The following is a 21,352-nucleotide window of genomic DNA, read 5'->3' on the forward strand; positions in this document are numbered from 1 at the left end:
ACTATACGAAAATATATAGGCAAAATAGAACATATATTTTAAACATTTAATTACATAGGAGGAAATATAATGTCAGGTAAACTAACACACTGTAAAGCTTGCGGTCAAGAGATTGCAAAAGGTGTAAAAAAATGTCCGAATTGCGGTAAAGACCAACGTAACTTTTTTATGAGACATAAAATTATTACGGTTATTCTAGCAATAGTTGTCATTATCATAATTGCGAACATGGGAAACAGCGGAGATTCTCAAGCTTCTACTACAACAACCAGCTCCGACTCTAAAAATTCGACAAAAACAATACAAAAGGCTGATATGGAAAAACTATATACCAATGCCAATCAATTTAAAAACTATAAAGTTGATCTGTATGTAAAAGTTTTTGATGTTGAACAAGACGATGATGGTACATATCTTCAAGGTTATAATAATCCAGAAAAGTTAAGCAAAAATACAATTATTATAAGCGACGATTCTGATTTAGATATTAAAGATGACGACATTATTCATGTAGTCGGCACGGTGAAAGACAAATATGATGGTGAAAACGCATTGGGCGGTTCCGTTTCAGCGCCGAGAATCATTGCCGATTCCATCGAAAAAAGCGACTATGCAACAGCTTTTGCGCCAGCTCAAAAAACAATTAACGTGGATAAAACACAGAACCAGCACGGATTTGCACTCACACTTCAAAAAGTTGAACTTGCTGAAAAAGAAACTCGCCTGTATGTAAAGATAGAAAACAAATCACAAGATGAAATCAGCTTTTATGACTTTAATGCCAAAATTACAGCTGATAATAAACAGATTGAGCCTAAATCTGACCTTTCTGAGTATCCTGAAATTCAAAGTGAAATCTTACCGGGAGTTAAAACTGAAGGGATTATCGTTTTCCCTAAAATCGAAAGCAAAACAGCAAATGTTATTTTAGAAGGGTCTTCCGAAAACTACGATATTACAATCAATCCATTTACATTTGAAGTAAACTTGGATCAATAATTAAGAAGGGCTGGAGAACCCCCCCAGCCCTTTTGTTTATGATTTTACACTCTTATACCCATTCACATTAGAAGACTGCCATCTCCAAGAATCAGCACACATTTCCTCAAGGCCTCGTTTCGCTTCCCAGCCCAGTTCCCGCTTGGCTTTTGCAGGATCTGCGAAGCAGGTGGCGATGTCTCCCGGGCGACGGTCCGCAAATCGGTACGGCACCTCTTTCCCTGACACTTTTTCAAAGGCTTTGACCATTTCAAGCACGCTGTAGCCTGTGCCTGTTCCGAGGTTGTATGCATCGGCTCCTGTGGCATTCAAAACTTTTTCCAGCGCTTTGACATGGCCTTCCGCGAGATCAACGACGTGAATATAATCGCGTACGCCTGTGCCGTCTTTTGTCGGGTAGTCATTTCCGAATACGCTTAATTGCTCAAGCTTGCCGACGGCTACCTGCGCCACATACGGCATGAGGTTATTCGGAATGCCGTTCGGGTCTTCACCAATCCGTCCGCTTGGATGCGCGCCGAATGGATTAAAGTAACGAAGCAGCGCGACGCTCCACTCATTGTCGGCTGTATGCAAATCACGCAAAATTTGTTCAAGCATGAGCTTTGTCTGCCCATAAGGATTTGTCGCGCCTAATGGAAAGTCCTCCGTAATCGGTGATGTTTCCGGAACGCCGTACACTGTCGCGGATGAACTGAATACGATTTTTTTGACGCCGTATTTCTCCATGACCTCACATAAAATAAACGTTCCTGTCAGATTGTTATGATAATATTTGAGCGGAATGGCCACAGATTCACCGACTGCTTTTAACCCCGCAAAATGAATCACAGCTTCAATTTCATTTTCCGCAAAAACCGAATCTACCGCTTCCCGGTCCAATAGATCCGCTTCATAGAACGTTAAATCTTTTCCCGTAATCTCCTTGACACGGTTCAGCGCCTCAGCCGAACTGTTAGATAGATTATCAAGAACGACAATCTCATAGCCGCTGTTCAATAATTCAACACATGTGTGGCTTCCGATGTACCCGGCACCGCCTGTAACAAGTATTGCCATGATGTAAACCCTCCCTAAAAAATGACCTGTTATCATTATATAGTGTTTAGGACCGGCCTACATCCATTTTTAAGAAGTTTAATCGTTTATTAATAGTTTCTTCATATTTAAGATTTAAACCCTTGCCAGCAATTCGATAGAGGCCTCAGCGAGAATACGCTCTTTCATTTCCCGATAGAGTTGATTCATATAAAAGCCCGGCTGAAGATTCAGCTCTGCATCTAAAGCATAGACCGTCAGCGTATAAGTATGATCCTTGTCAGGCGGCGTCGGTCCGCAATACTGGTGGATCACCTTGGGATCATTGCTTCCCGCAAGCGGTGAAGCAAAGCTGTTTTGCCCTTGTATCATCAAGTCCTGTCTCTCCTCGCTTGCATGTTCGGGAAGTTCTCCGATGTGCGCCGGAATATTAGCCGCTGTCCAGTGAATCCAGCTGAATCCGCATACGGGAATCGCGTCATGATCGATGAAAGTAAGTGCGAGCGTCTTTGCGCCGGGCGGGATGTCCTCAAAACGAATCGGAAAGGATACAAATGGATTCCCCTCTCTCTTATCGTTTTCATCCGCGTATTTTGAGTACTTGTCATGTAAGTATGGATTTGCTTCTACGTATATGTTCATGTGAATCCCTCTCTCCATTTTTTCGTTCTATAGGTATATTAAACGAATGAATGTATAATCAGTGATAAACAAATGCGCATGTAAACGTAACAATTTGTTATTGATTACTTGCAGTGAAGGAGATATTTCATGGATTTAAAATGGCTGCAAACCTTTATTGCCGCAGCGGAATCAGAGAACTTCAGAGAGACGGCTGAGCGTCTGTATCTCACACAGCCTGCCGTTTCTCAGCATATGAGGAAATTGGAAGATGAACTGGGCATGCGGCTGTTTTTACATAGCGGAAGACGGGTCGTACTGACTGACGAAGGCAGGCTCTTTTTGCCTTATGCCAAAGAAATGATCCATGTATACCAAGCCGGAAAGCAAAAAGTCAGCCAATGGAAGCAAGGATACAGCCGATCACTCACGCTGGCCGTACACCCCTACATTGCGGCCTATATCTTGCCTCGCTTTCTCCCAGCCTATATCCAAAAACACCCGCATGTCGAACTTTCAACTCAAGTGGCTGGATCTGACGATATTAAACAAGCGGTGGAACACAATGAAGCTGATATTGGTTTGTCGCGGAAAGACCCGAACTCCGCCACGCTTTATTATCAGCACATATGCGAAGGCACGCTTTGTCTGGCGGCTCCCTTCCAAGAAAACAAGACTGCGGATGCTGCATCTGTCTTCAGCCGCTATCGGCTGCTGACGCATGATCATCCGTCATATGGGGATGCCTTTTTAGATAACATCCGATCACATTATCCGCAGCTTCAAATGATGGCTGTCGGGCAGACGGATACGGCTGTCCACATGATGAAAGCGGGAATGGGGGCATCATTCCTCCCTGCCTACATTATTAAACAGGAAGAAGCCGAAAAAAAGCTGATGGCTGTAAGCACACCCCCGCATCTAGAATTGCCGGCGTCCCAAACGTTTATGATGTGGAAAAGAAACAGCGAGGACATTCAGCATTTTCACGCCATGTTACATGACTTTATGCAGCGTGAACAAGTATAGCAACTGAAAAATCAATCTGCCGGTTGACGTTTTCCTTTCCAATTTTCGCTATGCTTAATGCAGAAAGGATTTGATGACATGGCGATGAGCCCATATATTTTTATTGTCTTTATTCTTATTATTTTATCGATGTACCGGGAGAGAACGGTGAGGCCCGGAAAATTGCTGATCATTCCGCTTCTGCTGTTATGGGGCGTATCAGCATCATTTCAGCCGGCATATTTTCATTCAGCTTTACACGTGGCGATCAGCGGCATCTTATTACTGATCGGGCTGGCCTGCGGGTTTGGCATCGGGAAGATGGTAAACGTGCGGCTTCACCCGGAAACCGCAAAGGTCACTTCACGCGGCTCCTTCGGAAGTGTTATCCTCATTCTAGTGATACTTTCTTTGCGGATGGCTGCGAGAGTATGGCTGCCTGAGAGCAACGAGATTTTCATTGCCATTATTCATTCTATGTTCTTCATTCCCCTCGGCACCATCACAGCACGCAACATCATGCTTTACAAAGCTTACAGACGGCTGACCGCTGGCAAAGTATCCATTCAATAACTGAAAGAAGGACCAGCATGAACCGACAATCTCCGGCTCGGCACTACAAGAAACTTGTGCCGAGCCTTATTCTCATTTTGAATTGCATACAATTTTTATCTCACCCATCCGGAACCGATCCTATTTTGATAGCGTTTGTGTTTACGGTGTACTTAGCAATCATTTGGATCATTCCCTATGTGGCATCCGCTGCTGTTCATTTGAGCATATTCATCGGGCTTTGGCTCCTGACCGTTTATCTTTGGGCTGTTTCCGGCCATGAGCAAGGAGCCGCCTTTTTCTTAATCGTGTTTTTAATGGTGTATGCGGCCATAAAGCTTCCTGCACGGCTGTCCTTGATCTGTGCGGTATGCCTAATTGGAGGCAACGTTTTCTTTCTGCACTTTGTTTTTGACAGCAGCTGGGACGATATCGTCAGCAACATTTCAATCATGATCGGACTCTACGTCTTTTTCTCCTCCATGCGTTTCAGGCGAGAAGCGAGAAGAGAGGCTGAACGGAGTCATGCTGAATTGGCGAAAATGCATGTGCAGCTGGAGCAGGCGCATGAAGAACTTCAGAAAGCCCACGCAGAGCTGCAGGAGGCTTCTGTTCTTTCTTTAAGGTACGCAGTCCTTGAGGAGCGTACAAGAATTGCCCGCGACATTCATGACAGCATCGGCCATGAGCTGACTTCTGTGATTGTTCAGCTTCAATCTCTTCCCTATATCCTGAAAAGCAGCGAGGAGGATTCAGAAAAAGTCATTCAAAATGTACTGAGTGTCGCCAGAGAATGCCTTCAAGAAGTGCGGTCTGTCGTTCACCAAATGGGCCGAAGTGAATCGATGGTCGGTCTTACCGCTTTGCGGGGGCTTATTCATCAAGTGGAGGAGCGGAGCGGATTGCACGTTTCGTTAGACACTGCCGGCCTGTCAGAAGAGTCTTGGCCACAAAACATAAGCGAAACGATCTACCGCATCTTGCAGGAAGCGCTGACCAATATCATTCGTCACGCTCACGCTTCCCATGCTGCTGCCGTCATATCGAACGACGAGACCCATCTCTATTTCACAATCACCGACAACGGACAATTCACCGGCCATCTTACTTGCGGATTTGGGCTGACAGGAATGAAAGAGCGCGCTGAAAAAGCAGGCGGCTCCCTGTCTCTCAGCGCAGTGCAGCCGAGCGGCCTGCAAATTGAGCTGTCACTGCCGCTCACGATAACGAATAAGGAGCAAAAAGATGAACAAAGATAAAATACGCGTCGCACTCGCCGATGATCAGCCGCTTGTGCGCGAAGGCTTCCGCTATGTCATCAATGCACAGCAGGATATGGCGGTTTCCGGTGAGGCCGGCGACGGTTACGGCATTATTGCACTGGCAAAACAAACAAAACCCGACGTCATCCTTATGGATGTCCAAATGCCGCATTGCTCAGGCATCGAAGCGGCGAAAGACATTATAACCGCACTTCCAGATACAAAGATTGTCATTTTAACGACCTTTGATACGGAGGAATATGTGTTTGAAGGTATCCGCGCGGGCGCGGTCGGCTATCTGCTGAAGGATACACTTCCTGAAGAATTAATAGACGCCATCCGCGCCGCAGCCAGAGGCGGAGCCATTTTCCGCACCGTAACAGCTGCTAAAATCATTAGTGAGACATTTCGCTCGAAGCAGCAAACTCAAGCCGAAGCACCGGCAGAGCCGTTTACCAAAAGAGAGCTCGAGGTTCTTCAGCAAATGGCCTACGGGCTGAGAAATGAAGATATTGCTGAAAAGCTTTTCGTCAGCGAAAGCACCGTGAAAACCCACGTGCACCGCATCCTGCAAAAATGCAACGCCCAAGACCGGACACAGGCAGTCGTTTTTGCCATTCGAAACGGTATTGTGCAATAGAAATCGCTCACCCCGCCATGATAAAATAAGACAAAGGAGATGATTGGAAATGAAAGAAGAAATCATTGAACGTTTTACTACATACGTAAAAGTCGACACACAGTCCGATGAATCCGTCGACACTTGCCCTTCCACACCCGGCCAATTGACGTTAGGAAACATGCTCGTTGATGAATTGAAATCAATCGGCATGCAGGATGCAGCCATTGATGAAAACGGCTATGTCATGGCGACTCTTCCCTCCAATACTGAAAAAGACGTGCCGACAATCGGCTTTCTCGCCCACGTCGACACCGCCACAGACTTTACCGGCAAAAACGTGAACCCGCAAATCGTTGAAAGCTACGATGGAAAAGACATTGTTCTCAATGAACAGCTGCAGGTCATCCTGTCGCCAGATCAATTTCCGGAGCTGCCCGGCTATAAGGGCCACACACTCATCACCACAGACGGCACAACCCTTCTCGGCGCAGATAATAAAGCCGGCATCGCTGAAATCATGACAGCCATGGATTACCTCATCAAACACCCTGAAATCAAGCACGGCGCGATCAGAGTCGCCTTTACGCCTGATGAAGAAATCGGAAGAGGACCGCACAAATTTGATGTAAAACGGTTCAATGCGTCCTTTGCCTACACAGTTGACGGCGGCCCGCTCGGCGAGCTTGAATACGAAAGCTTCAATGCCGCGGCCGCAAAAATCACAATCAAAGGCAACAACGTACATCCCGGCACGGCAAAAGGGAAAATGATCAACTCTGCGAAAATCGCAATGAAGCTGAACAGCCTGCTGCCGACAGACGAAGCGCCCGAATATACAGAAGGCTACGAAGGCTTCTACCACCTGCTCTCAATTCAAGGAGATGTAGAGGAAACAAAACTCCATTACATTATCAGGGACTTTGATAAAGATAACTTCCAAAGCAGAAAAGAAACGATGAAGCGCGTCGTAGAAGAACTTCAAAATGAATATGGACAAGACCGAATTCAGCTTGATATGAACGATCAATACTACAACATGAGAGAGAAAATCGAACCTGTCATCGAAATCGTCAACATTGCCAAGCAAGCGATGGAAAACCTCGGCATCGAAGCGAAGATTTCTCCAATCCGCGGCGGCACGGACGGTTCCCAGCTGTCCTACATGGGACTCCCGACGCCAAACATCTTTACCGGAGGAGAAAACTTCCACGGCAAATTTGAATACATCTCGGCCGACAACATGGTCAAAGCCGTAAACGTCATCGTTGAGATTGCAAAGCTGTTTGAAGAGCAGGCGTAATGCCAAAAGCCAGTCCAAAAAGGACTGGTTTTTGGTGTAAAAACGAAACATTTTGAATACCTCCTCCGTAAAACATGTATCAACCGATAAGGAGGAAAAACAATGACAAAGCAAGCGATAGCCGCAAAGAGTCTATTAAAAAAATGGATCATGACCAGGCCGCTTAAAATGCAAAAGAAATCGAGCCCATTTCAAAAAATCAGAAAAATGTTCAAACGCTTCTTCTGATCCGTCATCCAAATCCCCAAAACACAATCCATATTCTCTTGTACCGCCCAAATGCTCCGTAATTTGGGTTTTTTGTGTTCAATTCCTGAAAAAAGGGTATAAACCAAAAAAGCAAGAAAACAAAACCCAAAAACAGGTAATTCGAATGATTAAATTTTAGGTTAAAAGTTATATAAAGGAATTTATTTTATTGTCGATAGTAACTATAGAACCAATCATCAGCAAGAACAATCACCAAAATGTAAGACTATTTTCAGGTCATCAGGTTAGACTGTTTTTGAGGGGCAGTAATTTATTTTTCATTGATTTAGAATTTTTTGAATACTTTTTGACAATTTATCCGTACAATAGAGAATACCAAAACTTTTTTGGGAGGTATGTAAAATGATCCTATTTATTATCATCGCATTATGCGGCTATCTTCTTTTTTCTTTCAGCAAGGACAATCGCCGCAAACCGCAAAAGACAAGCCCTCTGCCAGCAGCCGCACCTCATCACAACAACCTAATCGACCTTGACGCCATCCGCCAAAAACGCCGGATGCATCTATCCTAACCCTATATTTCAAACGAAAAGGCTGCTGAACAATGCAGCCTTTTTTTCATGTTAGAGACATTTGTTCTCTGACCACTGGATTTGGAACGTGAAACCTTTTTGCCGCCTGTCCGTAATCTCTTAAAGGCAAATTCAAAAGGAGACTTCAGCAATGATCGATTTATTTATGAAACAAAAAATGTTCTCGTTTAAAGATGCATTTCACATTTATGACCGGGATGAACAAGAGAGATTCAAGGTCGAAGGGCGTTTCTTTTCGTTAGGGGACTCATTACAATTGGCAGACACATCCGGAAAAACGCTCGTTTCCATTGAGCAAAAAGTGATGTCATTTTTGCCGCGATACGAGATTTCAATTGGCGGGAAAACGGTTTGTGAGGTGACGAAGAAATTAACGTTCTTCAAACCAAAGTTTGAAATTTCCAAGCTCAACTGGGAAGTCGACGGCGACTTGTGGAAGGATGAATTCCAGCTGACGGACGGGGAGAATGTCCGGATGTCAGTGAGCAAGAAGTGGCTCAGTTGGGGTGATTCCTATCATTTGCAGATAGCAAACGAGGAAGATGTGCTGATTTGCACGGCCATCGCTATCGTGCTGGATATGGTATTATATGACGATGAAGATGAAAGTATTTTCTAAAAAAGTGTTGACAATTGATCCAAAAGTAATAATATTAAGATAATTGAAACCTGAATATGAAGATATACCTTATCAAGAGAGGTGGAGGGACTGGCCCTATGATACCCGGCAACCGCTGTTTCAAACAGAATGGTGCTAAATCCTTAAGAACATTGCGTTCTTGCAGATGAGGCGGAGATTTGATCGTTCAAGCTCTTCCTTACACAAAGGAAGAGCTTTTTTATGCTCAACACATTTCAGAAAAGAGGCGAATGACATGGCTCAACAAACAAGTCTTACAGGACAAAAAACAGAAAAACAACGCAAAGCACCTTTCCGCGCCGATCATGTCGGCAGTTTACTGCGCTCCGCTCCGGTCAAAGAAGCCCGGCAGAAGAAAGCGGCCGGCGAGATCACAGCGGAACAGCTTCGTGATATCGAAAATCAAGAAATCACCCGCATTGTGGAAAAACAAAAAGAAATCGGTCTTGAGGTGGTAACAGACGGGGAATTCCGCCGCTCTTGGTGGCATTATGACTTTTTGGAAGGGCTTGACGGAGTGGAACCATTCATCCCGGCTGAAGGAATTCAGTTCCATAACGCGAAAACAAAAGCACGCAGCATCAAAGTGACGGGAAAACTTGATTTTACGAACCACCCAGCGCTTGCCGATTATCAATTTTTACATAAGATTGCCGGCGACGCGACACCAAAGCTGACGATTCCGAGCCCGAATATGCTGTTTTTCGGTGAAAAGGCGGATAAAGGGGTTTATGACGATCAAGAGGAATACTTTCATGATCTGGCCCAAGCGTACAAAAAAGCAATCAAAGCCTTTTATGACGCCGGATGCCGCTATCTTCAGCTTGATGATACGTCATGGTCTCTTTTCTTTGAGGAAAAAGGCAGAGAGGTTGTTCGGGCGCTCGGCGGCGATCCAGAAACATTGCCTGCCTTGTTCGCCAAAACGATTAACGATGCAGTGGCAGACCGGCCTGATGATTTAGCAATCACGATGCACATTTGCCGCGGCAACTTCCGTTCAACTTGGGCGGCATCAGGAGGCTACGACGCTGTAGCGGAAACGATTTTGGACGGCTTAAACCTGGACGGCCTGTTCTTGGAATACGATGATGACCGCTCCGGAAATTTTGATCCGCTCCGTTTCGTGAAGCGCAAGGATCTGCAAATTGTGCTTGGCTTGATCACTTCAAAATACGGCGAACTCGAAAATCCTGAGGATGTGAAACGCCGAATCAATGAAGCGGCGCGCTTTGTCAGTCTTGATCAGCTGTGCCTCAGCCCGCAGTGCGGTTTCGCCTCCACCGAAGAAGGCAATCTTTTGTCAGAGGAACAACAATGGGCAAAACTGCGCCATGTCATCGACATCGCCAATGATGTGTGGAGATAATCTATCATTGACAGAAATAGAAAAAGTGTGAATAATAGATACTATCAGAAAATTTCATAAAAAGGTTTTCCTTATCAAGAGAGGTGGAGGGACTGGCCCTGCGATACCCGGCAACCGCTGTTTAACAGAATGGTGCTAAATCCTTTAGAGCAATGATTGCTCTTGAAGATAAGGTTGAGATTGTCACGCAAGCTCTTCCTTATCCAAAGGAAGAGCTTTTTTATATTCGAATGGAAAGAAGGAATGGACAACATGTCACAACAAACAACACCCGCAGAACAAAAATCACTTCAAAGAAAAAAACCGCCGTTTCGCGCGGATCAAGTCGGAAGCCTGCTGAGATCTGAGCCCGTCAAAAAAGCGCGGCTCCAAAAGGCGGCCGGTGAAATTACGGCTGAGCAGCTTCGCCAAATTGAAAACGATGAAATCATCCGTATTGTGGAAAAACAGAAGGAAACCGGCCTAAACGTCGTGACAGACGGTGAATTCCGCAGAGCGTGGTGGCACTTCGATTTCCTGGAAAACCTGGATGGCGTTGAGCCGTTTACACCCGAGCAAGGGATTCAATTCCATAACGTACAGACAAAAGCACGCGGCATTAAAGTCACAGGCGATATCGACTTTTCAACTCACCCAATGCTTGAAGATTACTCATTTCTCCATAGCATTGCCGGTGACGCGACGCCAAAAATGACGATCCCGAGCCCGAATATGCTGTTTTTCCGCGGAAAACTGGAAAAGGATGCATACAAAAGCGACTATCAACTTTTCCAGCATGATGTATCCAAAGCATATAAAAAAGCGATTCAAGCATTTTATGACAGAGGCTGCCGCTACCTCCAGCTTGATGATACGGCATGGGCTGTTTTCTTATCAGATAAAGGCTTGAAACAAATCGAAGCGTTCGGAACAACGCCCGACGAGCTTCGCCAGCTGTTTGCGAAATCGATTAACGACGCGATTGCAGACCGTCCGGATGACCTGACGGTAACAATGCATATTTGCCGCGGCAACTTCCAGTCCACTTGGACAGCGGAAGGCGGCTATGACGCAGCAGCCGAAACCATTTTTGACGGCTTGAATCTGGACGGGCTTTTCCTAGAGTATGATGATTCACGCTCAGGCGGATTTGAACCGCTCCGTTATGTGAAGCGCTCTGATCTTCAGCTTGTCCTTGGCTTAGTGACATCTAAATTCGGCGAGCTTGAACATCCGGACGACGTGAAACGCCGTATCGAAGAAGCGTCCCGCTATGTGAGCTTAGACCAGCTTTGCCTCAGCCCTCAATGCGGATTCGCTTCAACTGAGGAAGGCAACAAGCTGACGGAAGAACAGCAATGGGCGAAGCTCCGCCATGTGGTTGAGATCGCTAACGATGTTTGGAAATAAGCAAAGAAAAAAACACACTTGACTCCCGACCAGGAGCAAGTGTGTTTTTTTATGTTACTGAGCGGTGTAGCCGCCATCAAGAACGACAGCCTGCCCTGTGACGCCCTTCGCTTTCTCGCTCGCCAAAAACACCGCATAATCCGCGATTTCCTTGACGGCAAGCAGTCGTTTTTGCGGTACAAGCGGAAAAATGACCTCTTCAAGTACGGAGTCGTAAGGGACATTTCTCGTTTTCGAAAGATCGCTCAGCTGATTGCGGACAAGCTGTGTATCGACATAACCCGGACAAAGCGCGTTGACTGTAATGCCGTGGGGCGCGCCTTCCAGCGCCCCGACCTTTGTCAGCCCGATGACGCCGTGCTTGGCGCTATTATAAGCGGATTTCCCCGCAAAGCCGACTAAGCCATTAACAGACGCGATATTAATGATTCTGCCAAACTGCTGCTTTTTCATGATCGGAAAAACATGCTTCATCGCAATGAAGGGCGCTGTCAGCATAACCTTGATCAGCTTTTCAAAGGTTTCTGTCGGAAACTCTTCAATCGGGGCGACGTGCTGAATACCGGCATTGTTCACCAAAATATCCAAGCGGCCGTATCGTGTTTGGATGGCGTCCGCCGTACCAGCGACTTGCGCTTCCTTTGTCACATCACACGGAATGGCTGCTGCGTCAAAGCCTTCTTTGGCAAGCTTAGAGGCGGCCTTTTCACACGCTTCCTGATGGAGATCCGAAACAATGACGCTGGCGCCTTCACGGGCGAATTCCCTTGCGATTTCGAAACCGATTCCGCCGGCTGCCCCTGTCACCAAGGCGACTTGTTTGTTCATGTCAAACACCTTCCCACTAAGAATTTTGTTTGAGCACAGACTGGCTAACAGCGAAATCAGCTTCTGTTTTTTCATAAACCTCTTCAATTGTGACGCCTTCCTGAAGCTCAGTCAGTGTCATATGGCCGTTATTAAAATCAAACACAGCCAAATCTGTAATCAGCCTGTGCACGACTTTCTGGCCTGTCAGCGGAAGGCCGCATGTTTTCTTCACCTTTGACTCGCCGTGCTTATTGACATGCTCCATGATGACAACGATCCGTTTCGCCCCGTTGACGAGATCCATGGCGCCGCCCATTCCTTTGACCATTTTCCCGGGGATCATCCAATTGGCCAAATCGCCCTTTTCAGAAACCTCCATTCCGCCGAGGATAGCTAAATCGATATGCCCTCCTCTTATCATTGCAAATGACTCGGCACTGTCAAAATAAGAAGCGCCCGTCACTTCAGTGATCGTTTCCTTTCCCGCGTTAATCAAATCCGCATCTTCCGTTCCTTCCGCAGGATACGGGCCGATTCCGAGCAAGCCGTTTTCCGACTGAAGCATGACGTGAACGCCATCGGGTATTTCATTTGCGACAAGCGTCGGCATTCCAATCCCAAGATTGACGTTCATGCCATCCTTGATTTCTTGTACGGCCCGTTTGACCATTCGTTTTCTCGCTTCCTTCATTTCGCCTCCCCCTTTCCCGACGCTTGCAGAACTGTCCGTTTTTCAATTCGTTTTTCATGGCTCGCGCCAAGCACGACATGCTGCACGTAAATCCCCGGCGTATGAATGTGATCCGGGTCGAGCTCTCCCGCTTCCACAATTTCTTCCGCTTCGGCAATCGTGATTTTGCCTGCCATGGCGGCAACGGGATTGAAATTTCTCGCCGTTTTCCGAAAAACCAAATTTCCCATGGTGTCCGCTTTCCACGCTTTGACGATCGCGACGTCGCCGGTAATGCCTCGCTCCAGCACATACGGCCGGCCGTCGAACGTCTTGTGTTCTTTTCCCTCAGCTATTGAGGTGCCGACACCTGTCGCCGTGTAAAACCCCGGTATGCCCGCGCCGCCTGCACGAATTCTCTCGGCGAGCGTTCCTTGGGGAACAAGCTCGACCTCAAGTTCTCCGCTTAAAAACTGCCGCTCAAAAATTTTATTTTCACCGACATAGGATGCGATCATTTTCTTGATTTGCCTATTAGCCAATAGCAAACCAAGCCCCCAGTCATCAACTCCGCAATTGTTGCTGACAACGGTTAAATCCTTTGCTCCCTGATCTCTTATCGCCAAAATGAGCTGTTCAGGAATGCCGCACAGCCCGAATCCTCCCGCAATCAGCGTATCCCCATCATGAATCAGTTCCGCAGCTTCCCTACTTGATGACAGCACTTTTCCCATATTGACGCCCCTTTCGTTTTCTTCTACACAAGACCCGTCAAGCTATAAACCGCAATCACAGCAAATACGGCAGCCGTTTTAATGAGCGTGATCGCAAAAATATCCCGATATGATTGCCGGTGAGTCAGTCCCGTCACGGCCAGCAGCGTGATGACGGCGCCATTATGCGGCAGCGTATCCATGCCTCCCGATGCCATCGAGATAACACGATGCATGACTTCCGGCGGAATATTGTAAGCCTGAATCGCCTGCAAGTATTGTTCCGACATCGCGCTTAACGCAATGCCCATCCCCCCTGAAGCCGACCCGGTGATTCCAGCCAGCGCCGTTGTCGTGACGGCGCCATTCATCAGCGGGTCGGTAAAGGTGTGCGAAATTCCGCTGCTTAGCTTATGAAATCCCGGCAGCGCGGCGATAATGCCGCCGAAACCATACTCGGCGCCGGTATTCATAGATGCCAGCAAGGCGCCGCCGATCCCTTCATTCAGCCCCTCCTTCATTTGGGCAAATACTCTTCTCCAATCAAATAAAATCGTTGTGATAATGCCAATGACCAAAGCGAGCTCCACCGACCAAATGGCCGCCGCTGCAGAAAGATCAAGCTTGCCAAACTCCTTTAAGCCGATTGACGAAAAATCAAATCCGTTCGGATACCACTTTGGGAGGTATATGGTGAAGCATTTATTCATTGCACCTACGAGTATAAGCGGAACAAAGGCAAGCGCATGCTGAAGCGGGCTTTTGTCAGGTTCGGCCGCGAACGCAGACGTCTCACGAGCAGCCGAATTCTCCGAATCAAAACCGCCGTAGCCTTCGCCAGTTGACTGCGCTTTTTTCCGCCTCGACTCCAAATAGAGCATGCCCGCTGCCAGCACAATCACTGCGCCGATCAAGCCAAGCCAAGGAGCGGCATAAATGTCTGTTTTGAAAAACGTTGTCGGGATGACATTTTGAATTTGCGGCGTCCCCGGAAGTGCGTCCATCGTAAACGTAAAAGCCCCTAAAGCAATCGTTCCCGGGATGAGGCGTTTCGGTATGTTTGCTTCTCGGAACAGATTTTTCGCAAAAGGATATACGGCAAACACGACAACAAACAGGCTGACGCCGCTGTAAGTCAAGATCGCGCCCATCAGCACAATGGCAAATATCGCTCTTTTCGCCCCGACAAGCCTGACAATCGTTTTCGCAATCGATGCCGCAAGCCCGGACATTTCAACAACCTTTCCAAAAATCGCACCGAGCAAAAATACCGGGAAATACAGCTTAATAAATCCCGCCATCTTCTCCATAAAAATCGATGAGAAAAAAGGAAGCACATGGCTTGGGTCAGTCAGCAGCACCGCGAATAACGCGCAAATCGGCGCAAACAAAATGACAGAAAATCCACGATACGCCGTAAACATCAGCAAGCCTAACGCCAATAAAATGATGATCAGCTCCACACACATCCCCCATTTCCACGAGTCGGAAAGCGTTTACAAAATTACTCCGCGCCGGCTGTTTCCATCCCCTTTTCATATGTACGGGAAGAGTGGGCCAACTATTCCGAATAAAAAAGGAAAGCTCCTTTTTTCGGAGCTTTCCTCTTTCTTTCAGTTCATGCCTATTAGGATATCGACATCAACCGTCATTTCGGCTGATTTCATCTCTTTCAGCAGGCTGACTCTGTCTTTTGGCGCCGACCAGGCGAGCGGCGTCATCTTAAGCAGCCAATGTATCGCTTGCCGGTCAAGCGTTTTGACATAGCGCACCCTCGCATGGCGGCTTTGTTCAACATTCGCTGTAAAACGCTCAACAGCAGCCGCATTGGAATACGTGCGCCTTGGTGAATCAGTATATAAAAATTGCCTTAATTCTATTAAATAATCACTTCGCGGCACTGCTTTTATAAGCATGCCATCATCCTTCAGCAGTCTATGGAACTCTGCATAATTGGACGGCGAAAAAATAGACAGGACAACATCGAATTGACGGTCATGAAAGGGAGCACGCGCCACATCGGCAACCGCCCACATCTGATCTTTGAATGCCTTAGAAGCTTTTAAGATCCCATCCTTCGAAAGATCGATGCCGGTTCCCATCGCTGTTTTCCCTGCATAATCAAACCCGCAAAGCGCATTCAAATGAGAACCCTCACCGCAACCGCTGTCCAAGATGGTAAAAGCCTCTTCACCAGACTTGGGTTGACTGATGAGTTCTGCAATGGTGTGATGGAGCGGCTCAAAAAATTTACATTCTCCAATCAGCCTGCCCCTCGCTTCAAAAAGCCCGGCATCGTAACCCGTTTTGACCTGCTTCGTCAGGAAATTCACGTATCCGTGCCGAGAAAAATCGAATGCGTGTCCTCGTTCTGTACAAATCAAGCTTCTTCCTAATGCCGCATCCATGGAAGAACCGCAGAGCGGGCATCGAAACATGGGCGCGAATTGGCTTACATCAGCTGTTCGTTTCATGTAAAAAACACCTCATTCATTCATTTTTAGATAAATGAAAAAGGCATAGACAAATAAACCTGGGTCTTTCAAAAAAATTGGCCAGGTCTGGCAGATTGTCTATACCTGTCATTATCTATAACGAATGAATTGGATAATCATGAAAAAAACTCCCTTTTTGCTGTATGGGTGTTCCCCGTTAACATGATACAACAAATCTCCGGAAGCTGAAACCAAATTATCGCTTTTGGCGCCATCAACATCATATCAACATAGCAATCCAGCATGTTTTTCCTTTATTTTTTCATTTCAAAATATAAATTTTATTATTGTGAAAATAGTTAAAAAGGTTGATTTTCAAAAAATGAAAGGATAAAATACTGCTATCAACTTAGAAAAATGACATTCTTGTATATGATCAGTAATATGGTCTGATTGTTTCTACCTAGTAACCGTAAAAAACTAGACTACAAGAAAGTTTGAATAAATTTGAACGAGTTGAAAAGGACAAGTTCTTTTCTGTTTGCTCTTATTTTTCACACTTTCTGCATTTCCAGAATTTGTGAAGAATGAGGGCTTTTTTTGTTTCCATAATAAACCTCATAGGAGTTGCTATCATGTACTTTTTATTAAACCTTGTCGGTCTCATTGTGATTATGGCAGTTGTATTCCTATGTTCTCCGCAGAAAAAGAAAATCAAGTGGCGCCCGATCATGACGTTAATTGTTCTGGAATTGCTGATTACTTGGTTTATGCTGGGAACAAAAGTCGGGAGCTGGGCCATCGGAAAAATCGGTGATTTCTTCACTTGGCTGATTGCTTGCGCCAGTGACGGTATCGCGTTTGCCTTCCCGTCTGTCATGGCGAATGAAACAGTAGACTTTTTCTTTAGTGCACTTCTTCCAATTATCTTTATCGTCACATTCTTTGATATTTTAACCTATTTCGGTATTTTGCCTTGGCTGATTGATAAAATCGGATGGGTGATTTCAAAGGCTTCCCGCTTGCCGAAATTAGAAAGCTTTTTCTCTATTCAAATGATGTTCCTTGGAAATACAGAAGCACTTGCGGTCATCCGCCAGCAGCTTACGGTATTAAACAACAACCGCCTGCTTACATTCGGCTTAATGAGCATGAGCAGCATAAGCGGCTCCATTATTGGGTCTTACCTGTCAATGGTGCCGGCGACATACGTGTTTACAGCGATTCCTTTGAACTGCTTAAACGCGCTGATTATCGCAAACCTGCTGAACCCTGTTCACGTGCCGGAGGATGAAGATATCATCTATACACCGCCTAAAGAAGAGAAGAAAGACTTTTTCTCTACGATTTCTAACAGTATGCTTGTCGGCATGAACATGGTGATCGTCATTTTGGCAATGGTGATCGGATATGTCGCGTTAACGTCAGCCGTCAATGGCATTCTTGGCGTTTTCGTACATGGCCTGACTATCCAGACGATTTTTGCTTATCTCTTCAGTCCGTTCGCATTCCTCCTTGGGCTGCCGGTACACGATGCGATGTACGTCGCTCAGCTGATGGGAATGAAATTGGCGACAAACGAGTTTGTTGCGATGCTTGACTTGAAAGACAATCTCAAATCACTTCCGCCTCACACAGTTGCGGTAGCGACGACATTCCTGACGTCATTTGCCAACTTCAGTACGGTCGGCATGATTTACGGAACATACAACTCGATCCTTGACGGCGAAAAGTCAACGGTCATCGGGAAAAACGTGTGGAAGCTGCTCGTCAGCGGAATTGCGGTATCTTTACTCAGCGCTGCGATTGTCGGCCTGTTTGTGTGGTAGAAACATTGCAGCCATATCCCTTTTCGGATATGGCTCTTTTCATGATTGATAAATAGAGGCTGGCACCTGCACATCCCGGATTCCGGCTGCGTAAGGTCCCAAGTCATACTGGCCGAAGACGATGGCGATTCCGTTTTTCGTAAAATAAAACATTGTGTCTTTGTTAAGGGCAATATCCTCTTTCTTTACATCAGGGAAAAACAGCTCATCGTGCTTTTTAATATAGGTGTACAGATAATCTTTCGTTTTGCTGACTTTTGTTTTGGTGTTCAGAATCTGATTCAGTGTCACCCGCTTTTGTGCTTTCAAGTCATAGTTGAAGGACTGAACAGACGTTAAACCGTGGGCGCCGCCTGAATATATATAATTGAGCGTTTGAATGCTGAGCTTGCCTGCCGCATTGAATTTGACGCTGAAGGATGTTTGATACTCCGTTTTGAAGCCCTGCTGTTCGCCTGCTTTTTTGTTTTTCAGGTATTCTTGATACGATTGTTCAATGTAGGCTTTCAGCTCTTGATTGATTTTCCTTTCAAACGCAACATTCCCGATGTGATGCACCTGTGGATACTTTAATTCCTTGATTTTTTTGTATGTATGGCTGCTGACAGTCGGTGTTTTCGCTTGAACCGCTTTTAAAGATGGGGCCGCATATGCCAATACAGAAAAAAGCAAAACCGCAATCCCCGCGGCTTTCAGCATCTTATTCCATTTCACACGATCTCCTCCTTTGATGTCATTGTTTATCATTCCCTTTTTTAAGCAAGGTACACTTTAATAGACTGATCAAATCAAAAGAAGTTTCTAGGTCTAACAGCTCGATTTTCCCCAATAAAAAAAGAGACAATCAATGTCTCTTTTCCTGTTTACGTTCAGAAATCGCTTCGTGAACCGCTTGAGCCAAATCGGTATTTCCGAACATCTCTAACACCGCAATGACGGTCTGGTCCGGAATGTGCTCGGATTCGTGTTTCGGCACGGCCAGTTCGTCGATGGTTTTTTTCAAGCTTTCATTCAGCTTTTGTTGCGGATACGCTTTGGCGTACAGCTCCAGCGGATCAAGATCATTGTTCACGCACCATTGGGCAAACACCAAAATCATCATATTTTCATCGCGTTCGTAAGCTTCAGCGAGCTGTTTTTCGTTCATCTGTCATGCTCCTTATGAAAAGTATCTTCCTTTAAGATACAGGAGCGGATCAAATTCGTCTATCCCAATGGCGGTGAGCGGCGACCGCCTCGATAAACGCCTTGCTGAAGGCGGTGTAGTCCGCTTCATCTTTAGCAGTCACGATGCCCGGACCTTCTGTTGTCCCTACAGCTGACTGAAGAAGGTCCATTCCTTCATTTGCCGCGCCAATCGTCTTATAGTGATTGTAGGCTTCACTGATAAACGCCATCGCTTGTTTGTTGTCTTTTAACGCTGGTCCTCCTGCGACATAGACGGCATCATACAGAACAGAATCAGCCGTCAGGAATGTGCCGCCAACCTCAAGCTGCTGTCCGATGCCGCTTGTGATGTACCCCAGCGTTTGGCTGATGATATCCGCCGTGATCCCTTCTTGCTTTAAGGCATCCAGCATGATTTGAAGCTCTTTTCCATCGAATCCGTTTCCGGCGAGAACGGCGACTTTTCTCGTTGATGCTGTTTTCACTGTACGGGCTTGGCTTAACGCGGGTGAGGTCAGAATTTCTTTAGACGCTTTACGTTTTGCCGGCGGCGCTACGCCTACTCCTTTGGCGATTTCTTCTGCTAAGCCTGCATCCACGTTGCTGAAGACGTCAACGACCTGCCGCTGCACGTCCTTGCTTTTGACCTTCCCGACCTCAAAGCAGAAAGCAGAGATGATGTGCTGCTTCTCAACAGGAGACATGCTGTTCCAGAACAGCTTCGCCTGTGAATAATAATCGTTGAAGCTGTCGCTTCGCTGGCGGATTTTTTTGCCCTCGACTTTTTCCTGATAGTGGACGTAGCCGCCTTCTTCGGCTGTCGCAGGCGACGGATCATTGTTTTGCAGAGAGTTTTTATGATAAGCGACCGGCCCCTTATTGATCGTCATCCGGTGATAGCCGTCGTATTGGTTGTTATGAAACGGACATACCGGCCGGTTAATCGGAAGCTCATGGAAGTTCGGTCCGCCAAGACGAATCAGCTGTGTATCCGTATAAGAGAAAAGCCGTCCCTGCAGAAGCGGGTCATTTGTAAAATCGATGCCCGGCACGACGTTTCCCGGATGGAATGCGACTTGTTCTGTTTCCGCAAATACATTATCCTGGTTGCGGTTCAGCGTCATTTTCCCAATGATCTTGACCGGTACAAGCTCTTCCGGCCACAGCTTGGTCGGGTCAAGAATATCAAAATCAAATTTGAATTCATCTTCTTCATCAATCATCTGCACGCCGAGCTCGTATTCAACCGTGCCGCCGTTTTCAATCGTTTCCCACAGATCGCGGCGGTGGAAATCGGGATCTTTCCCGGCAATTTTCTGCGCTTCATCCCATACAAGAGAATGCACGCCGAGCACCGGCTTCCAGTGGAATTTCACGAAACGCGCCTTCCCTTGTTCATTGACAAAACGGAACGTGTGAACGCCGAAGCCTTCCATCATTCTGTAGCTGCGAGGGATGCCTCTGTCAGACATCGTCCACATCACCATGTGAGCAGACTCAGGATTATTGGCGACAAAATCCCAAAACGTATCATGAGCGGTCGCGGCCTGAGGCATTTCATTGTGAGGTTCAGGCTTAAATGCGTGAACCAAATCCGGAAATTTGATCGCGTCCTGAATGAAAAACACCGGAATGTTATTTCCCACAAGATCATAGTTTCCTTCTTCAGTATAAAATTTCGTCGCAAAGCCTCTGGCGTCCCGCACCGTGTCGGCGGAGCCTTTAGAGCCCGCGACCGTTGAAAACCGGACAAATACCGGCGTCTTCACTGAAGGGTCCTGAAGAAATTTGGCCCTTGTATACTCGGTCATCGGCTCGTACACCTGAAAAAATCCATGCACGCCATACCCGCGCGCATGCACAACGCGCTCCGGAATCCTCTCATGGTCAAAGTGCGTCATTTTCTCCCGGAAGTGAAAATCCTCCATCAGCGTCGGACCGCGAACCCCGGCTTTTAATGAGTGCTCATCCTCTGACACCCGCAAGCCTTGGTTTGTCGTCATTTTCTTCCCGCTGTTATCAACCCTGTACTGCTCAAGCTGCTCGTCCTTTGAGTGTTCATTTACACGTTTGTTTTGATCTTCACTCATGTCTGTTCCCCCTTTTTAAAACGAAACATTCTAC

General features: G+C 46.5%; 21 protein-coding genes, 1 pseudogene and 3 riboswitches. Of the genes and pseudogenes, 12 read left to right on the forward strand and 10 right to left on the reverse strand.

The window, feature by feature from the left end:
• Positions 1-69 precede the first annotated feature (69 nt).
• A complete protein-coding gene (locus EFK13_RS21290; protein ID WP_129507161.1) occupies positions 70-999 on the forward strand; it encodes a zinc ribbon domain-containing protein in 930 nt (309 codons plus the stop codon).
• Positions 1,000-1,035: 36 nt separating this feature from the next.
• Here EFK13_RS21290 and galE read toward each other — a convergent pair whose 3' ends face one another.
• Positions 1,036-2,058, reverse strand: coding sequence for a UDP-glucose 4-epimerase GalE (gene galE, locus EFK13_RS19990; protein WP_129507160.1), 1,023 nt, complete (start codon positions 2,056-2,058; stop codon positions 1,036-1,038).
• A gap of 114 nt (positions 2,059-2,172) precedes the next feature.
• Positions 2,173-2,679 carry a YbhB/YbcL family Raf kinase inhibitor-like protein gene (locus EFK13_RS19995; protein WP_129507159.1) on the reverse strand — a complete coding sequence of 169 codons (507 nt, stop codon included), beginning with the start codon at positions 2,677-2,679 and terminating at the stop codon, positions 2,173-2,175.
• A 129-nt stretch (positions 2,680-2,808) separates the two neighbouring features.
• Here EFK13_RS19995 and EFK13_RS20000 point away from each other — a divergent pair, with 129 nt between their 5' ends.
• The 10 genes and pseudogenes from EFK13_RS20000 to EFK13_RS20040 all read left to right on the forward strand — a co-directional run bounded on the left by EFK13_RS20000 (position 2,809) and on the right by EFK13_RS20040 (position 11,604).
• The gene (locus EFK13_RS20000; protein WP_129507158.1) at positions 2,809-3,687 is read left to right on the forward strand and encodes a LysR family transcriptional regulator; all 879 of its coding nucleotides are present in this window, start codon (positions 2,809-2,811) and stop codon (positions 3,685-3,687) included.
• A gap of 78 nt (positions 3,688-3,765) precedes the next feature.
• Positions 3,766-4,239: a DUF1453 family protein gene (locus EFK13_RS20005; RefSeq protein ID WP_129507157.1), complete on the forward strand. Its 474-nt coding sequence runs from the start codon at positions 3,766-3,768 to the stop codon at positions 4,237-4,239.
• A gap of 17 nt (positions 4,240-4,256) precedes the next feature.
• Complete coding sequence (locus EFK13_RS20010) at positions 4,257-5,477, forward strand: sensor histidine kinase (RefSeq protein ID WP_129507156.1); 1,221 nt, start codon at positions 4,257-4,259, stop codon at positions 5,475-5,477.
• Positions 5,464-6,120, forward strand: a complete 657-nt coding sequence (gene yxjL / locus EFK13_RS20015) for a two-component system response regulator YxJL (RefSeq protein ID WP_129507155.1) — start codon at positions 5,464-5,466, stop codon at positions 6,118-6,120. Before EFK13_RS20010 ends, yxjL begins: the two co-directional genes overlap by 14 nt.
• A 49-nt stretch (positions 6,121-6,169) precedes the next feature.
• Positions 6,170-7,402, forward strand: coding sequence for a peptidase T (gene pepT, locus EFK13_RS20020; protein WP_129507154.1), 1,233 nt, complete (start codon positions 6,170-6,172; stop codon positions 7,400-7,402).
• A 102-nt stretch (positions 7,403-7,504) separates the two neighbouring features.
• Entirely contained in the window at positions 7,505-7,630 is a 126-nt protein-coding gene (locus tag EFK13_RS21130) for a hypothetical protein (protein ID WP_283107566.1), read from the forward strand.
• Positions 7,631-7,907: 277 nt separating this feature from the next.
• Positions 7,908-8,185: pseudogene (locus EFK13_RS20025) on the forward strand (hypothetical protein).
• A 151-nt stretch (positions 8,186-8,336) separates the two neighbouring features.
• Entirely contained in the window at positions 8,337-8,825 is a 489-nt protein-coding gene (locus EFK13_RS20030) for an LURP-one-related/scramblase family protein (RefSeq protein ID WP_129507153.1), read from the forward strand.
• A gap of 66 nt (positions 8,826-8,891) precedes the next feature.
• A riboswitch (SAM riboswitch) is annotated at positions 8,892-8,998 on the forward strand.
• 83 nt (positions 8,999-9,081) lie between these two features.
• Complete coding sequence (locus EFK13_RS20035; protein ID WP_129507152.1) at positions 9,082-10,215, forward strand: 5-methyltetrahydropteroyltriglutamate--homocysteine S-methyltransferase; 1,134 nt, start codon at positions 9,082-9,084, stop codon at positions 10,213-10,215.
• A 68-nt stretch (positions 10,216-10,283) separates the two neighbouring features.
• Positions 10,284-10,390, forward strand: a riboswitch (SAM riboswitch).
• A gap of 77 nt (positions 10,391-10,467) precedes the next feature.
• Positions 10,468-11,604, forward strand: a complete 1,137-nt coding sequence (locus tag EFK13_RS20040) for a 5-methyltetrahydropteroyltriglutamate--homocysteine S-methyltransferase (protein WP_129507151.1) — start codon at positions 10,468-10,470, stop codon at positions 11,602-11,604.
• Between the two features lie 54 nt (positions 11,605-11,658).
• Here EFK13_RS20040 and EFK13_RS20045 read toward each other — a convergent pair whose 3' ends face one another.
• The 5 genes from EFK13_RS20045 to EFK13_RS20065 all read right to left on the reverse strand — a co-directional run bounded on the left by EFK13_RS20045 (position 11,659) and on the right by EFK13_RS20065 (position 16,271).
• A complete protein-coding gene (locus tag EFK13_RS20045) occupies positions 11,659-12,432 on the reverse strand; it encodes a 3-hydroxybutyrate dehydrogenase (protein WP_129507150.1) in 774 nt (257 codons plus the stop codon).
• A gap of 16 nt (positions 12,433-12,448) precedes the next feature.
• On the reverse strand, positions 12,449-13,105 hold the full coding sequence (locus EFK13_RS20050; RefSeq protein WP_129507149.1) for a 3-oxoacid CoA-transferase subunit B: 657 nt from the start codon (positions 13,103-13,105) through the stop codon (positions 12,449-12,451).
• Positions 13,102-13,818, reverse strand: coding sequence for a CoA transferase subunit A (locus EFK13_RS20055; RefSeq protein ID WP_129507148.1), 717 nt, complete (start codon positions 13,816-13,818; stop codon positions 13,102-13,104). The genes EFK13_RS20050 and EFK13_RS20055 overlap by 4 nt, the downstream gene beginning before the upstream one ends.
• Before the next feature lie 23 nt (positions 13,819-13,841).
• A complete protein-coding gene (locus tag EFK13_RS20060) occupies positions 13,842-15,260 on the reverse strand; it encodes a GntP family permease (RefSeq protein ID WP_129507147.1) in 1,419 nt (472 codons plus the stop codon).
• 150 nt (positions 15,261-15,410) lie between these two features.
• On the reverse strand, positions 15,411-16,271 hold the full coding sequence (locus tag EFK13_RS20065) for a methyltransferase domain-containing protein (protein ID WP_129507146.1): 861 nt from the start codon (positions 16,269-16,271) through the stop codon (positions 15,411-15,413).
• 367 nt (positions 16,272-16,638) lie between these two features.
• Positions 16,639-16,740: riboswitch (purine riboswitch) on the forward strand.
• Positions 16,741-16,867: 127 nt separating this feature from the next.
• Here EFK13_RS20065 and EFK13_RS20070 point away from each other — a divergent pair.
• Positions 16,868-18,061: a NupC/NupG family nucleoside CNT transporter gene (locus EFK13_RS20070; protein WP_129507145.1), complete on the forward strand. Its 1,194-nt coding sequence runs from the start codon at positions 16,868-16,870 to the stop codon at positions 18,059-18,061.
• 39 nt (positions 18,062-18,100) lie between these two features.
• Here the strand turns inward: EFK13_RS20070 and EFK13_RS20075 are convergent, their stop codons facing one another.
• From EFK13_RS20075 to EFK13_RS20085, 3 genes are all read right to left on the reverse strand, one after another.
• Positions 18,101-18,775, reverse strand: coding sequence for a DUF3298 and DUF4163 domain-containing protein (locus EFK13_RS20075; RefSeq protein WP_129507144.1), 675 nt, complete (start codon positions 18,773-18,775; stop codon positions 18,101-18,103).
• A 130-nt stretch (positions 18,776-18,905) separates the two neighbouring features.
• Positions 18,906-19,208 (reverse strand): protein YxiS, encoded by a 303-nt coding sequence (locus tag EFK13_RS20080; RefSeq protein ID WP_129507143.1) that lies wholly within the window; start codon positions 19,206-19,208, stop codon positions 18,906-18,908.
• A gap of 49 nt (positions 19,209-19,257) precedes the next feature.
• Complete coding sequence (locus EFK13_RS20085; protein ID WP_129507142.1) at positions 19,258-21,318, reverse strand: catalase; 2,061 nt, start codon at positions 21,316-21,318, stop codon at positions 19,258-19,260.
• Between the last annotated feature and the right edge of the window lie 34 nt (positions 21,319-21,352).

It is taken from the genome of Bacillus cabrialesii (genome assembly GCF_004124315.2).
Classification (GTDB): Bacteria; Bacillota; Bacilli; order Bacillales; family Bacillaceae; genus Bacillus; species Bacillus cabrialesii.

What these genes read in the sequence shown, in the direction of transcription:
- EFK13_RS20005 (WP_129507157.1), top strand. Translation starts at nt 3,766, where the DNA reads ATGGCGATGAGCCCATATATTTTTATTGTCTTTATTCTTATTATTTTA.
- galE (WP_129507160.1), bottom strand. Translation starts at nt 2,058, where the DNA reads ATGGCAATACTTGTTACAGGCGGTGCCGGGTACATCGGAAGCCACACA.
- pepT (WP_129507154.1), top strand. Translation starts at nt 6,170, where the DNA reads ATGAAAGAAGAAATCATTGAACGTTTTACTACATACGTAAAAGTCGAC.
- EFK13_RS21290 (WP_129507161.1), top strand. Translation starts at nt 70, where the DNA reads ATGTCAGGTAAACTAACACACTGTAAAGCTTGCGGTCAAGAGATTGCA.
- yxjL (WP_129507155.1), top strand. Translation starts at nt 5,464, where the DNA reads ATGAACAAAGATAAAATACGCGTCGCACTCGCCGATGATCAGCCGCTT.
- EFK13_RS19995 (WP_129507159.1), bottom strand. Translation starts at nt 2,679, where the DNA reads ATGAACATATACGTAGAAGCAAATCCATACTTACATGACAAGTACTCA.
- EFK13_RS21130 (WP_283107566.1), top strand. Translation starts at nt 7,505, where the DNA reads ATGACAAAGCAAGCGATAGCCGCAAAGAGTCTATTAAAAAAATGGATC.
- EFK13_RS20000 (WP_129507158.1), top strand. Translation starts at nt 2,809, where the DNA reads ATGGATTTAAAATGGCTGCAAACCTTTATTGCCGCAGCGGAATCAGAG.
- EFK13_RS20065 (WP_129507146.1), bottom strand. Translation starts at nt 16,271, where the DNA reads ATGAAACGAACAGCTGATGTAAGCCAATTCGCGCCCATGTTTCGATGC.
- EFK13_RS20055 (WP_129507148.1), bottom strand. Translation starts at nt 13,818, where the DNA reads ATGGGAAAAGTGCTGTCATCAAGTAGGGAAGCTGCGGAACTGATTCAT.
- EFK13_RS20070 (WP_129507145.1), top strand. Translation starts at nt 16,868, where the DNA reads ATGTACTTTTTATTAAACCTTGTCGGTCTCATTGTGATTATGGCAGTT.
- EFK13_RS20050 (WP_129507149.1), bottom strand. Translation starts at nt 13,105, where the DNA reads ATGAAGGAAGCGAGAAAACGAATGGTCAAACGGGCCGTACAAGAAATC.
- EFK13_RS20010 (WP_129507156.1), top strand. Translation starts at nt 4,257, where the DNA reads ATGAACCGACAATCTCCGGCTCGGCACTACAAGAAACTTGTGCCGAGC.
- EFK13_RS20080 (WP_129507143.1), bottom strand. Translation starts at nt 19,208, where the DNA reads ATGAACGAAAAACAGCTCGCTGAAGCTTACGAACGCGATGAAAATATG.
- EFK13_RS20045 (WP_129507150.1), bottom strand. Translation starts at nt 12,432, where the DNA reads ATGAACAAACAAGTCGCCTTGGTGACAGGGGCAGCCGGCGGAATCGGT.
- EFK13_RS20085 (WP_129507142.1), bottom strand. Translation starts at nt 21,318, where the DNA reads ATGAGTGAAGATCAAAACAAACGTGTAAATGAACACTCAAAGGACGAG.
- EFK13_RS20030 (WP_129507153.1), top strand. Translation starts at nt 8,337, where the DNA reads ATGATCGATTTATTTATGAAACAAAAAATGTTCTCGTTTAAAGATGCA.
- EFK13_RS20040 (WP_129507151.1), top strand. Translation starts at nt 10,468, where the DNA reads ATGTCACAACAAACAACACCCGCAGAACAAAAATCACTTCAAAGAAAA.
- EFK13_RS20035 (WP_129507152.1), top strand. Translation starts at nt 9,082, where the DNA reads ATGGCTCAACAAACAAGTCTTACAGGACAAAAAACAGAAAAACAACGC.